This is a genomic window from Novosphingobium sp., assembly GCF_036803765.1.
GTDB lineage: Bacteria > Pseudomonadota > Alphaproteobacteria > Sphingomonadales > Sphingomonadaceae > Novosphingobium.
Genome location: NZ_DAIRTS010000002.1, coordinates 68,157 through 81,059 on the forward strand (window position 1 = coordinate 68,157; position 12,903 = coordinate 81,059).

Consider the following 12,903-nt stretch of genomic DNA (forward strand, 5'->3'; position numbering starts at 1 on the left):
CCGTTCGTGCCGGACGCAGATGGCGCACCGGACCCGTTTTTACATTGTCGCCGGTCAAATCGGGGGCCGGGGCCGTGGCCCGGGGCAGCGCCCCTCACGGGGAACAACCAAAGACAGCAGGACGTTCGAGCGTTGATAGCCGCATCGACCCTATGCCTCGCCCGCGGCCGTGACAATAACTTTAGTTTAGTGAATTTTACAATTCGTTCGCCCGTGTCGATGGCACGAGCGCCCGTTCACCTACCCGGCCACGGGCAGCGGCTTTTTCGGCTTCCGCATCGCGACGAAGCGCGGTAACCGAAATCGACGATCCTTCCGGTGCGGGCCAGCCCGGCCGGGCGCCCGGTGGTCCTGACCGACCCTCGTGGCACCGGCCTTCTCCCGCACCCCTTCAGGCGAACCAACCCGACGTGAAATTCTTCAGCGCCATCGACAGGTACATCGCCCGGCTGGTGATCGTGCCCATGCTGGCCGTGTTCGTGCTGGCGGCCTCGCTGCTTGTGCTCGACAAGATGCTGCGCCTGTTCGACTTCGTCGCGACCGAAGGCGGGCCGGTGACGGTCGTGTTCAAGATGCTGCTCAACCTCTTTCCGGAATATGCGAGCCTCGCCATTCCGCTGGGGCTGATGCTCGGCATCCTGTTCGCGTTCCGCAAGCTGGCGACGACATCGGAGCTCGACGTGATGCGCGCGGTCGGGCTGTCCTACACCCGGCTGCTGCGGGTGCCCTACATGTTCACCCTCGGGCTCGCGGCGGTGAACCTGCTCATCGTCGGCTACATCCAGCCGCTGAGCCGCTATTACTACGAGGAACTGCAGTACGAGCTGGGATCGGGCGCGCTGGGTGCATCGATCAAGGTCGGCGAGTTCAATGCCCTGCAGGATCGCACCGCGCTGCGCGTGGATTCGAGCCGCGACGACGGGCGCGAGCTGGAGGGCATCTTCGCCCGCCTCGTCACCTCGAAGGGCGAGATCCTGACGATCTCGGCGCGCGAGGGGCAGTTCTTCGCCAATCGCGAGAACCGCGACACGGTGATCCTGCGCCTGACCGACGGCCAGATCGTGCAGGACGGGCCGGACCTGCCCTCGCCGCGCGTGCTGAGTTTCGCCTCGCATGACCTGCCGATCGATTTGCCCAAGATCGCCCAGTTCCGCCAGCGCGGCGACAAGGACCGCGAATACATCCTGCCCGAGCTGCTCAAGATGGGCTGGGACAAGACCACCTCGCAGGACATGCGCAACAAGAGCCGCGCCAGCCTCAACTACCGCCTCGTCGAGGTGGTGATGATGTTCCTGCTGCCCTTGCTGGCGGTGGCGCTGGCCGTGCCGCCCAAGCGGTCGACTTCGGCGCTCGGCGTGTTCCTGTCGATCGTGATGGTCGTCGCCTATCACAAGATCAACGAATACGGCCAGGACGTCGCCAGTCTTGGCCGCCTCGATCCCGCGCTCGCGCTGTGGGGGCCGTTCGTGCTGTTCGCGGCGCTGATCGTGTGGATGTACTGGCGCCTCGCTTATGTTCCGGGCGGCCAGCCGATCGGGGCGCTGGAAACCGTGTTCGCCAAGCTGGCGAGCCGGGTGCGCCGCGTGATCGGCCGCCGCCGCCTGCCCGTGGCCGCGCACGACGATGCCTTGCCGGAGGACGATACGCTTGCCGCTTGAATTCTTCCCCTCGCGGACGATGACGATTTACATCGCCAAGATGTTCGCGCTGCGTGTCATCGCCGTGCTTCTGATGCTCGTGCTTGTGCTGCAGATGCTCGATCTTCTAAGCGAGAGCGGCCAGATCCTGGCGGCGAAAGGCAATGGGCAAGAGCAATTGCTGACCTATGTCGGGCTACGCGCGCCGCAGCTCGTCGCGCGGTTCCTGCCCTATTCGGTGCTGCTCGCCACGATCATCACGCTCATCACGCTCAACCAGAACAGCGAGGTCGTGGCGATGAAGGCCGCCGGCCTTTCCGCGCACCAGGTGCTGGCGCCGCTGTTCCTCGTGGCCGGCGTCATCAGCGTGGCCAACTTTGCCTTCAACGAGCGCATCGTCACGCGCGCGACCGCAACGCTCAAGGCCTGGCAGGCGGTGGACTATGGCCCGATCCCCGAGGATAGCCAGGTGCGCAACAACGTCTGGCTGCAGGACGGGCCCAACATCCTCTATGCGCGCAGCATCACCGGCGAAGGCCAGGCGACGCGCATGACCGACGTGACATGGCATCGCCGCGATCCCACCGGCATGGTCACCGAGATCGTCCGCGCCGGCTCGGCCAGCTACGCCAACCCCGGCTGGCGGTTCGATCGGCCCACGACTTTCGACGTACAGAGCGCGCGTCGTACCACTGCGGCCGGCAGCGCGGTCTTTGCCACCAGCGTCACGCCCGCGCAGGTCGTCATCCGCCGTGCCGACGCCGATGCCGAGACGCTGCCGCACCTCTCCCGTTCGATCGAGGCGGTCCGTGCCGCGAGCCACAGCACCAGCGAACTGGAAAGCCGCTGGTGGCACAAGTTCTCGGGCCCACTGTCTGCGGTGCTGATGCCGCTGCTGGGCGCGGTGGCCGCGTTCGGCCTCGCGCGCTCGGGCCAGCTGTTCATGCGCGCGGTCATCGGCATGGCTCTGGGCTTTGCCTACTTCGTGGTCGACAACGCCGCGCTGGCGATGGGCAGCTTCGGGGGATACGGACCGCTGATCGCGGCCTGGTCGCCCTTCGTGCTGTTCCTGCTGATCGGCGAGACCGTCTTGATCCGCACCGAGGAATGAGGCCGGCGGGCGCGCCACCGCCGCCCGCTCCATGATGGCGGGCACAAAAAAGCCGACACCGCGGAAAATCCCGAGGTGTCGGCTTTTTGCGTGGTCTGGCGACATCCCGGACGCGAGGCCCGGGATTGCCGGCATCAGCGCGGGCGCGAGCCCATCGTCGAGCGGGCAAGCCGCGACAACAGCGGGAAAAGACCGTCGTAGTTGGCGCGGCCGTAGGTCGAATCGACGCCGAGGTGGCTGCCGATGCGACGATGGCACTCGGCCAGCGAGTGGTAGGGCATGCTGGGCAGCAGGTGGTGCAGCGCGTGGTAGCGCAGCCCGACCGGCGCCCAGATCGCACCCCACAAGCCCGGCGGCGGCACGTTGACCGAGTCGAGGTACTGGCCGGTCACGGTCATCTGTTCGCCCTCGTTCTCCCACAGGTGCGCAACCAGCGTGCGGACCTGGTTGAGCAGAGCGGCCAGCGAGACGACGCAGACGGCGATACCGAGCGGCAGCCAGCCATGCGTTGCCGACCAGCCCAGCAGCGTCCAGGCCCAGAGCGTCGCGCCCAGCTCCTGCCAGAACACGGCGCGGGCAAAATCGCCCTCGGGCTTGCGGCGGCGGAAATCGGGGTTGATCGCGAGCGAGGAGGCGCGCTCCCACACAAGTGTGCGCACCGCGGGGATGATCGCGCCAAGCGGCACGAGAATGGCCGAGCGGATCAGCAGGCCCACCGGCAGCAGCAGCGCGGTGAGGGTGAACACCGGCAGCGACCACGGCTTCATCAGCGCGAGCGGCAGATATTCGGGGTCTTCGCTGGTGCCGTAGCGGATGCGCGAGTGATGCAGCGTATGCACGCCCTCGTACATCAGCGAGGGGATCAGCATGGGGATGCCGACGAGCACGTTCCAGGCGAAGCGGAAGCCCGGCAGCGCATCGCGGTGCATGTGCGTGAGTTCGTGAATGAACAGCAGCGCGCGGTACAGCGCCAGGGCCGAGAACACGCCGAGCGCGGCCACCAGCCACCACGAGCCACCCTTGAGCGCCTCGGCGATGGCAAGCGCCAGCGTGCCGTAGCCGAGCGCGGCCGAGACCAGCATGTCCGGCCAATAGATCTCGGGCCGGGCACGGGCGAGATCGCGGGTCAGGTCGGCCGCGGCGCGCAGCATCGCCTTGTCGTCGGGCGTGGCGGCCAGGCTGCCCGAGGCGGCCTTTGGAGCGGGGGCGAAAGCATCGCCGCGGGTGTCGAATTCAGTGGCAAGCATGACGTGATATTCCCAAGCTACCCAAGTTGCGGCAGGCGGATGCCGATGCATCTGCCTCGTCCGCGTATGATGCCGGTCCGCCTGGGTTCGTCCGGCTTGACAAGTCACCGACACCACCACAGGCAGCAATCGGGACAGCGCGCGTTTAACTCGAAACAAAGGCGATATCGTGGCAGGCGAAGTAGTCATCACTCCCGTTGCAAACAAGGCCGAGCGGTCGGCTTTCGTCGACCTCGCCTATCGCCTCAATGCCACCGATCCCAACTGGGTGCCGCCACTGCGCATGGAAGCGGTGGAACTGCTGACGCCTGGCAAGAACCCGTTCTTCGAGCATGCCGACGTCCAGCTGTTCCTTGCCCGCCGCGACGGGCGCGTCGTCGGCCGCATCAGCGCCCATATAGACCATCTGGCTGTGGCGATGGACCCGGTCCAGGGTATGGGGCCGGGCACCGGCAACTGGGGCCTGCTCGAGGCCGAGGACGAGGCCATCGCACATGCGCTGATCGCCAAGGCCGAGGGCTGGCTGCGCGACAAGGGCATGACGCGCGTGCTGGCGCCGCTGTCGATGTCGATCTGGGAAGAGCCCGGCCAACTGACGCTGGGCTTCGACCATGCGCCCACCGTGATGATGGGCCATCAGCCCGAGCGCTATCAGCACTATATCGAGGCGCTGCCCTACACGCCGGCCAAGCAGCTGCTGACGTACGAGCTGGACATCACCCGGCAGTTTCCGCCGCTGATCCAGCGCATCGTCCAATCGGGCGAGAAGAACGCCAAGATCCGCATCCGCAACGTCGACAAGAGCAAGTTCGACAGCGAGGCGGCGATTATCCTCGACATCCTCAACGATGCCTGGTCCGACAACTGGGGCTTCGTGCCGTTCACTCAGACCGAGATCGCCTACGCCGGCAAGAAGTTCAAGCCGATCGTGCGCGAGGACCTCATCATGATCGCCGAGTACGAGGGCGAGCCGGTAGCATTCATGATGACGCTGCCCGACCTCAACGAAGTGCTGCAGCCGATGGGTGGCAAGCTGTTCCCGTTCAACTTCATCAAGCTGCTGCGCTGGCTGCGCAAGCCGCGCTGCCGCACGATGCGCGTGCCGCTGATGGGGGTGCGTAAGAAGCTGCAGTCTTCGCGCCTCGCCAGCCAGCTCGCCTTCATGATGATCGAGTACATCCGGCGCAATTCGGTCGAGCATTACGGTGCCTCGCGCGGCGAGATCGGCTGGATCCTCGACGACAACCAGGGGATGATCGCCATCGCCGATGCGATCGATAGCCACGTCAACAAGCGCTACACGATCTACGAACGCGCGCTTTGACGCCCTGCGCCCCGCGGAAAGACCTCGGGGCCAGAAACGTGCCCTGGACCGTGCCATGGGCATGGCGGAACATCCCATGGTCTGGTTCGTTTTCCCGGCAAGGGTCGATATAGGTCGTGTCCGCCAGGGCGGGCGCGAGACGCCGGGAGGAACCAAGACGCATCATGGACGATATCGCTCCTCGCCGTGAACCGAGCCCGGACGGGGCCATGCCGCAGGCCGCTGCAACGCATCCCGGGCTGGGCCCCGCGCTCGTGGTCGAGGACGAAGCCGTGGTTGCGCTGGCGATGGCCGACGCCCTGACCGAAGCCGGCGCCGACGACGTGTCGATCTGCCATACCACCGCCGCGGCCATGGCCGAGATGCAACGGTTGCGGCCCGCCATCCTCGTCCTCGATGTGCATCTCGCCGACCGGGACGACGGGTGGGCGCTGGCCGAACTGGCCGTGGCCATGAGCCCGCGTCCCCCGCTCATCGTCTTCTCGACCGGTACGCCCGGCAGCATCCCCCCGCATATTGCCGGGATGGGCCACGTCCTGGCAAAGCCCTTCCCGCCCGAGGCCCTGATCCGGCTGGTGCGGTCGCGGCTGCGCCCCGCAGGCCTGATCGAGCGCCTGCGCAGCGCCCTCACCCGCTGACTATTCCAGCCGTCGCCGCAACTGCGCTTCTTGGCGGATGCAAGAAGCGTCGTTGCCATGCAGCCATTTGACGAAGGCCAACGAAAAAGGCCTCCGCCGGGGATTGGCGGAGGCCTTCGGGATCGTATCACCAGCCGCTTGGACGGGAGGGGGGGTCTCGGCGGTGACAGACCCTAAACGGGCGCCCCGGACATCCGTTCCCGCGCCTGACGAAAAAATGCGGATTTTTTCAAGCTGCTGATCGGCATGGCATAATGCCGAATAAAAACCTTTAGATATAGGGCCTTGCCGGAAGGCCGGCGCGGTCGAAGCCGATCCAGTCGCGCACGCGATCCAGATCGGGAATATGGATGCGATGAACATTCCAGTCGATAAGCCCGGCCTTGCGCAAGGTCTGGAACGTGCGATTGGTGTGAACCAGCGACAGGCCGAGCATGTCGGCGACCTGGCTCTGCGTAATGGGCACGTGCAACTCGTGCGCACGCACGAGGCCGGTCTGCATGCCCCGCTCCATCAGCCATAGCGCCAGATAAGCCACGCGCTCGCGCGCCGGGCGTTGGCCGACGGCAACGAGATGCTGCTCGAGCGCGTCTTCCTCGCGCGCCGAAAGCCAGATCACATCGTAGGCGAACCGCGGCTGTGCCGTCACCAGATCCATGAAGCGGTCGCGCGGAAACAGGCACAGCCGGGAATCGGTCAGGGCGGTGACGCTGTGGCTCATTTCGCCGTCGAACGCAGCCTGGAGCCCAATGAGATCGCCGGGGAACATCACGTTCACGACCTGGCGCCGCCCGTCCTCGAGCAGGCGCGCTCGAATCAGGACGCCTTCGAGCACGGTGAACAACCGGTCACCAGGTGCCCCCTGACGCAGGAGGTCATCGCCCTTCGCGACCTGGCGTTCGCCGGCACGGTAATGCTCGATCCATTCGCGCTGCGTGCTGCCCGGTGCGATCAGGCCAGGCAGCGATCGCAGGGGGCATTCGCGGCACGGCGGCGGACCATGCGCGGGCAAGGGCGCCGACGCGCTCGCGGGGGGCGCGTCACCCATTGCGGCGGGATCGCCCGTGAAGCCCGGACCAGGCGCCCCGCCCTGCCCGTTTGCGTTGCCGTTTCCATTCCCGCGATTGCGATACACTGCCAACCCCCACCCCAGGGCCCGATCCCACCCGGGCCGCCGTACCAATGCCTGCGGCTAAGCGCAGCATGCGAGCGCCGGCTATGTCAAATGACATCAGCCGACGCCAGTTTCGCGGATAGGGCGCTTTCCTTGAACGACAAATGACGGGAACGCGCGGGAATGGCCACCGGGTATGTTTTGATACTGGAAGACAATGTCCTGGCGGCAATGGAGATCGAAGACGAGTTGCTGACCCGCGGCCATGTCGCCCGATGCGCGACGCATCTGGCCGAGGCCGAAGCCATGCTCGACGAGCAGATGCCGTGGGTCGCGCTGCTGGACGTGCGCTTGCCCGATGGCGTCTCGCACGATCTGGCGAGGCGGCTTCAGATGGCCGGGTGCCCGCTGGCCTTCATCTCGGGCGTCGATTCGGGTGCCATCCCGGACGAACTCAGGAATTATCCAAGGTTTCCAAAGCCGGTCGGGGCCTGGGTGATCGCGGACTGGATCGATGGCTGCGTTACCACCGCCAAGGATGCCGCGATCGATGCGGAAGAGGGCAATTTCCCCGCTTGACGGGCGGCGCGAAAAACCGCGGGATAGGCCGGGAACCAATCGACGCGTCGTTGCTTTAGGGTTGCATCGCGTATCCAGGAAGGGGTTTAAATGTCGCTGGGCGCCAAAGTAGGTACCAATCTTCCCTATCTCCGCCGCTATGCCCGCGCCCTCACCGGCAGCCAGCAGACCGGGGACGCCTTCGTGCGTGCCACGCTGGAGGCGGCGCTTGCCGACGCCAGCCTGCGCGCCGAAATCGGTGAAGGCCGCGTCGCGCTGTATCGCGCATTCAACAAGGTCTGGTCGAGTGCATTCGTCGACACGGTCGATCACTCGGGCGGCGACCTGCCGCTGGGCGGTCTGCACGAGACGGCCGCACAGGAACGGCTCGCCCACATCACGCCGGCCAACCGCCAGGCGCTGCTGCTGGTGACGCTGGAAGACTTCTCGGTCGACGAAGTGGCCATGATCCTCGATCGCAGCCCGTCCGACGTCGAGGCACTGGTTCAGGAAGCGGTCGAGGAAATCGATCGTGAATCGACCACCAGCGTTCTCATCATCGAGGACGAGCCGCTCATCTCGATGCAGCTGGAAGACCTCGTCCGCTCGCTGGGCCACGACGTGTGCGGCATGGCCGCCACCCGCACCCAGGCGCGCGACATCGCCACCAGCGAAACGCCGGGCCTCGTCCTCGCCGACATCCAGCTGGCCGACGGTTCGTCGGGCCTCGACGCTGTGGACGACATCCTCAAGCTCGTCGATGTGCCGGTGATCTTCATCACCGCCTATCCGGAACGCCTGCTGACGGGCGACCGGCCGGAGCCGACCTACCTCATCACCAAGCCGTTCCAGGAAGCCACGGTGCGGGCCGCGATCAGCCAGGCGCTGTTCTTCGGGTCGAGCCAGCCACTTACCTGAGGCTTTACCACTCAGTTCCCTCGTGAAAGGGCCGGGCAGACCATCGTCTGCCCGGCCCTTTCCACATGCGTCCGAAGGGCCCACCACCAAAGTTCAGGTCGGCCGGCCCTCGCGGATGGCAAAGTTGCCACGCTGGCGCACGGGGATGACGAGCGAGCAGCGCACGCCTTCGGGCGAGAACGTCAGGTCGACGGGGTTGCGCAACTCGTGCGCGACGATCTTTTCGATCAGGTCGGTTCCGAAACCGCGCTTGCGCCGCGCCGTCGTGTCGATCGGCGGACCGCCGGCCTCCTCCCACGAAATGCGAGCCGTGGTGTCGCTCGCGATCTCCCAGCGCACCGTGACGCGGCCACCTGGCACACTGAGCGCACCGTATTTTGCCGCGTTTGTCGCGAGTTCATGGATCGCGAGACCAAGCGACAGGGCGTCGTTGGGCGCCAGCAACACATCCGGCCCGGCGATATCGACGTGGCGGTCGGAGCCTTGCGCATAAGGCGCGAGCTCGGTGCGAATGACCAGCGAAACCGGGGTCGCGCCCCAATCCGATTGGGTGAGCAGGTCGTGCGTCGCCGACAGCGCGCGGATGCGACCCTCGAGGCTCTCGACGAAGCCATCGAGGTCGACCGCGCGGCGCTTGGTCAGCGCGATGATCGAGAGGACGTTGGCCAGCGTATTCTTCACGCGGTGGTTGAGCTCGCGGGTCAGTGAGTCGCGGATCGAGGACTGCTGCTCGAACCAGCTCAGCGCCACGCGGTCTTCCGCCACCTGCTGGCTCACCAGCCGCGCCAGCACCATCAGCAGCGTGGCCACGAGCAGGCCGAACAGCAGCGTCATCACGGATAGCAGCGAGAGCATGCCCGATGGCGGTGCCTCGGCGACGAGGATCCAGCGGCGCCCGGCCAGTTCGACGACACGCCGTACCGTGAGGCCCGATCGCGCCTCGGGCCGCAGTTCGGCCAGCAACCGATCGGGCCGCTCCGTGCCATCGTAGACGCGGATGCCGACCATCATGTCCTGGTCGGCCGGCTGCGAGGCACGCAGGAAGTTGGCGGCATCGAACGGCGTAAAGATGAAGCCGCGCAGGAGACGATGCCTGTCCTCGGGCCCGGCGGTGAAGACCGGCATGTACATCACGAAACCGGCCGGTCCTTGTGCGTCGCCGTCCTTGACCAGCTGCAGCTTGCCCGAGGCTGTCGGACGACCGCTGGCCTCGGCCTTGTCCATCGCCGCGCGCCTGACAGGATCGGTCGCCATGTCGAAGCCGATCGACATGCGGCTCTTGGCCGTCTCGGGCGCCACGTACATGATCGGGACGACGTAAGGCCGACCGCTACGGTCGTCGGGACGAATCCTGAAGCCGGTGCCCGTACCCTCGCGCATCACGCGCTCCACCATGGCGACATCGCTGCGCGCCACGCGAATGCCCCAGCCCATCCCGTTCACGCCGAAGGACCCGTCCTCCATCTGGAGCTGGGCGACGAAGCTGCGGAACAGGGGTGCCTCGACCGAACGGCGGGTGGCGAACAGGGCAGCGGCCGAGCGAAGGTAGGCCGCATTGCCGTTGGCGCGTCGCTCGAGCCCCGATGCGACTTCCTGCGCGGTCTTGTCGAGCTGGGCGACCTCGCGCTGACGGTCGGCGCGTTCGATGGCGAGCACGCTGACCGTCGTGACGGCCATGGTCAGCACGAAAATGCCCACCGGCAACGCGCGCGGGAAACGCTCGTACCAGCGGGGCGCCAGATTCTTCTGGGCAAGATCCCCGGGCGCCAGGCCTTTCTGGGCGAGCAATTTCTCCACCTTGGACTACGAACCTTTCGTCAATTCCGGTCGCGGAGTAACGGTCCCCAACGCCAGTGCCAAACCATCTTGCCCGATGCAACGCACCGCACAAGCACAGGTGCCCGCCCCGCGCGCAGTTCGCCGCATTAACCAGGACGCTATGACCGCTTTCCTGACGACATCCTGACATCGCAAGCATGATCGAAGAAGGCCGGGAACCGTTGGACAGAAGCCGCGTTCCCCACCCGAATACTTCACATCCGTGGCGCTGTGAGACGGGCAGCCCCGGCACTTGAAATCCGGGCTGTCGGTTTTGCGCCCATGGTATCATTTTTGCGACGACCCACGGGGGGAGGCGAAGCCGAAAGCGAATGTCGAAAGATAAACCTATGAAGACCCTGGGAACCCGACGCCGGACCGGTGGTCGGACCAACTCGCCGGAATGGGCCGATGGCCTGCGCCGCCTCTACGACTCCGTCGTGGAAGAGCCGCTGCCGGACAACTTCTCCAAGCTGCTCGACCAGCTGGACGACGACGCGCATGGCTGAGCCCGCGCGACGCCCAGCCGCCGACAAGCCTGCCGGCACCACGCCTCATGAAGTCCCCACCCGGGAAACCGTCAATCGCAACGCCGCCGCATTCAAGCGCGAACTGACCACGGTCATCCCTCATCTGCGCGCCTTTGCGCGTGGCCTGTGCGGGCGCCCCGACCTGGCCGACGATCTGGTGCAGGAAACCCTGCTCAAGGCATGGGCCGCGCAGGAGCGGTTCGAGCCCGGCACGTCGATGCGCGCCTGGACCTTCGTGATCCTGCGTAACGCCTACCTCACCGACATGCGCCGCAACCGGTTCCGCGCCGAATACGACGAGACCGTCGCCGAGCGCATCCTGGTGGCCCCTGCGGGCCAGGAAAGCCCGCTGCACCTGTCGGACATGCACCGTGCGCTGCTGACGCTGCCGCCGGAGCGCCGCGAGGCGCTGCTGCTGGTGGGCGCCGGTGGCTTCTCCTACGAGGAAGCGGCGCAGATCTGCCAGTGCGCGGTCGGCACGATCAAGAGCCGCGTCGGGCGTGCCCGCGCCGCGCTGGCGCAGATGATCGACACCGGCCAGTTGCCGCGCCGCAGCACCGACGATTCGGTGGCCCATGACGCAATCATGTTCGAGCTGGATACGACCGTTCAGTCGGGCAACGCCTGATCGGCCTACTGTGGGGCATGGAGCGGCGCCGTTCGGCTCGCCCCATGCATCCGGCAAATCATCCGCCTGCCACCACGTACACTTGATTGCGCGTGGTGGCAGGCGCAGATCGTTCGTGGCGAATCACCGCTACCCCCAGGCGTGCCGACGTGTCTCTTGACGATCCCGTGACCTTGCCCACCGAGGCGCCACCCGCCGTGGCGCAGCGCGCCGATGCCGCGGTGCAGACGCAGCAGGCCCGACTGCAATCGGCCATCCTGTTGTTGCTCGGACTGGGGCTGTTCTGCGCCCTGCCCTTCGTGCTCTCGATCGGATCGGTGGTGTTCCTGCCGCCGGTGACGGCGATCATCCTGACCATCGTGCTGGCGCCCGCGGCCGACCGGCTGGTGCGGCTCGGCCTGCCCAACATGCTGGCCTCGTTCCTGGCCATGCTGTTCCTGGTGGCGGTAATCGTGGTGGCGCTCAGCCTGATCCTGCAGCCTGCCTACGACATGGTCGACCAGGTTCCGGCGATGGCCCGCCGCGTCACGCTGCGCTTTGCCGAGCTGCGCAGCAACCTTGCCTGGATGAACGACCTCAACCGGCAGATCACGCGCCTGACCGGCCATGCCGCGACGCGCGAGGTCGTGCTGGCGACGCCGTCGGTGATCGAGCAGGTCGCCTTCGCCACGCCGAGCGTGCTGCTCGAGATCCTGCTGACCGCGCTGCTGACATTCTTCATGATCGAATCGCGCATCCGCACCAAGCGGCGCCTGCTGTTCGATCGCCACAGCTTCGGCGCCTCGGTGCGGATCGCCCGGGTCATGCGCGCGGTGCAGGACAGAGTCGCCTCGTACATCCTGACCGTCGCGCAGATAAACCTGGGCGTCGGCATGATCGTTGCCGGCGGCTCGTGGGCCTTCGGGCTTGGCGCACCGATCATGTGGGGCGGTCTTGCCTTCGTCCTCAACTTCCTGCCCTACCTCGGCCCTCTGGCCATGACCGCGCTGCTCGCGCTGGTCGGTGTGGGTACGGCGAGCACGCTGGCGCTGGGGCTTCTGCCCGCGCTCGCGTTCCTCGGGCTGCATGCGCTCGAGGCGAACGTCGTCACGCCGGCGATCCTCGGGGCACGGCTGACCCTCAATCCCGTGTCGATCCTGATCTCGATCAGCTATTTCTCGTGGATCTGGGGGGCGCTGGGCGCGCTGCTCTCGGTGCCGATCCTGCTGACGCTGACCGCGCTGGTCGATCATCTCGGCCGGCCCAACATCGTCGGCTTCCTGTTCGGCGAACCGCTGTTCCAGCCGGGGATCATCGCGGCCGACGACCTGGTCGAGCCGGAAGAACCCTGCCCCGAGCCAGACCTGGCCGAACTGGCCAGCGCCCGCGCGCACGGTTAGG

At 66.5% G+C, this 12,903-nt stretch carries 12 protein-coding genes; 9 read left to right on the top strand and 3 right to left on the bottom strand.

Going from position 1 to position 12,903, the window contains the following annotated elements; genetic code table 11:
• Positions 1 to 410 precede the first annotated feature (410 nt).
• Positions 411 to 1,658, top strand: coding sequence for an LPS export ABC transporter permease LptF (gene lptF, locus V7Q48_RS01460; RefSeq protein ID WP_333835821.1), 1,248 nt, complete (start codon positions 411 to 413; stop codon positions 1,656 to 1,658).
• Positions 1,648 to 2,748, top strand: a complete 1,101-nt coding sequence (gene lptG, locus V7Q48_RS01465) for an LPS export ABC transporter permease LptG (protein WP_333835822.1) — start codon at positions 1,648 to 1,650, stop codon at positions 2,746 to 2,748. The genes lptF and lptG overlap by 11 nt, the downstream gene beginning before the upstream one ends.
• A gap of 134 nt (positions 2,749 to 2,882) precedes the next feature.
• Here lptG and V7Q48_RS01470 read toward each other — a convergent pair whose 3' ends face one another.
• Complete coding sequence (locus V7Q48_RS01470) at positions 2,883 to 3,995, bottom strand: fatty acid desaturase family protein (RefSeq protein WP_333835823.1); 1,113 nt, start codon at positions 3,993 to 3,995, stop codon at positions 2,883 to 2,885.
• Between the two features lie 166 nt (positions 3,996 to 4,161).
• Here V7Q48_RS01470 and V7Q48_RS01475 point away from each other — a divergent pair, with 166 nt between their 5' ends.
• Both V7Q48_RS01475 and V7Q48_RS01480 read left to right on the top strand, forming a co-directional pair.
• Entirely contained in the window at positions 4,162 to 5,319 is a 1,158-nt protein-coding gene (locus tag V7Q48_RS01475) for an N-acetyltransferase (RefSeq protein ID WP_333836005.1), read from the top strand.
• Positions 5,320 to 5,483: 164 nt separating this feature from the next.
• Positions 5,484 to 5,957, top strand: a complete 474-nt coding sequence (locus V7Q48_RS01480; RefSeq protein ID WP_333835824.1) for a response regulator — start codon at positions 5,484 to 5,486, stop codon at positions 5,955 to 5,957.
• Positions 5,958 to 6,228: 271 nt separating this feature from the next.
• Here V7Q48_RS01480 and V7Q48_RS01485 read toward each other — a convergent pair whose 3' ends face one another.
• Complete coding sequence (locus V7Q48_RS01485; protein ID WP_333835825.1) at positions 6,229 to 7,005, bottom strand: Crp/Fnr family transcriptional regulator; 777 nt, start codon at positions 7,003 to 7,005, stop codon at positions 6,229 to 6,231.
• 249 nt (positions 7,006 to 7,254) lie between these two features.
• Here V7Q48_RS01485 and V7Q48_RS01490 point away from each other — a divergent pair, with 249 nt between their 5' ends.
• The gene (locus V7Q48_RS01490) at positions 7,255 to 7,650 is read left to right on the top strand and encodes a hypothetical protein (RefSeq protein ID WP_333835826.1); all 396 of its coding nucleotides are present in this window, start codon (positions 7,255 to 7,257) and stop codon (positions 7,648 to 7,650) included.
• Between the two features lie 90 nt (positions 7,651 to 7,740).
• Positions 7,741 to 8,547: a response regulator gene (locus V7Q48_RS01495; protein ID WP_333835827.1), complete on the top strand. Its 807-nt coding sequence runs from the start codon at positions 7,741 to 7,743 to the stop codon at positions 8,545 to 8,547.
• Positions 8,548 to 8,640: 93 nt separating this feature from the next.
• On the opposite strand, the gene V7Q48_RS01500 is transcribed toward V7Q48_RS01495, so the two are convergent.
• A complete protein-coding gene (locus V7Q48_RS01500; protein ID WP_333835828.1) occupies positions 8,641 to 10,335 on the bottom strand; it encodes a CHASE domain-containing protein in 1,695 nt (564 codons plus the stop codon).
• Between the two features lie 380 nt (positions 10,336 to 10,715).
• On the opposite strand from V7Q48_RS01500, the gene V7Q48_RS01505 reads away from it, so the two are divergent.
• The 3 genes from V7Q48_RS01505 (at position 10,716) to V7Q48_RS01515 (ending at position 12,902) form a co-directional block, all read left to right on the top strand.
• The gene (locus tag V7Q48_RS01505; protein WP_333835829.1) at positions 10,716 to 10,874 is read left to right on the top strand and encodes a NepR family anti-sigma factor; all 159 of its coding nucleotides are present in this window, start codon (positions 10,716 to 10,718) and stop codon (positions 10,872 to 10,874) included.
• Positions 10,867 to 11,523, top strand: a complete 657-nt coding sequence (locus V7Q48_RS01510; RefSeq protein ID WP_333835830.1) for a sigma-70 family RNA polymerase sigma factor — start codon at positions 10,867 to 10,869, stop codon at positions 11,521 to 11,523. The genes V7Q48_RS01505 and V7Q48_RS01510 overlap by 8 nt, the downstream gene beginning before the upstream one ends.
• Positions 11,524 to 11,690: 167 nt before the next feature.
• A complete protein-coding gene (locus V7Q48_RS01515; RefSeq protein ID WP_333835831.1) occupies positions 11,691 to 12,902 on the top strand; it encodes an AI-2E family transporter in 1,212 nt (403 codons plus the stop codon).
• Position 12,903: the final 1 nt, after the last annotated feature.

Coding starts and splice junctions, on each gene's coding strand:
- V7Q48_RS01490 (WP_333835826.1), top strand. CDS start 7,255: ATGGCCACCGGGTATGTTTTGATACTGGAAGACAATGTCCTGGCGGCA.
- V7Q48_RS01485 (WP_333835825.1), bottom strand. CDS start 7,005: ATGGGTGACGCGCCCCCCGCGAGCGCGTCGGCGCCCTTGCCCGCGCAT.
- V7Q48_RS01495 (WP_333835827.1), top strand. CDS start 7,741: ATGTCGCTGGGCGCCAAAGTAGGTACCAATCTTCCCTATCTCCGCCGC.
- V7Q48_RS01510 (WP_333835830.1), top strand. CDS start 10,867: ATGGCTGAGCCCGCGCGACGCCCAGCCGCCGACAAGCCTGCCGGCACC.
- V7Q48_RS01470 (WP_333835823.1), bottom strand. CDS start 3,995: ATGCTTGCCACTGAATTCGACACCCGCGGCGATGCTTTCGCCCCCGCT.
- V7Q48_RS01480 (WP_333835824.1), top strand. CDS start 5,484: ATGGACGATATCGCTCCTCGCCGTGAACCGAGCCCGGACGGGGCCATG.
- V7Q48_RS01505 (WP_333835829.1), top strand. CDS start 10,716: ATGAAGACCCTGGGAACCCGACGCCGGACCGGTGGTCGGACCAACTCG.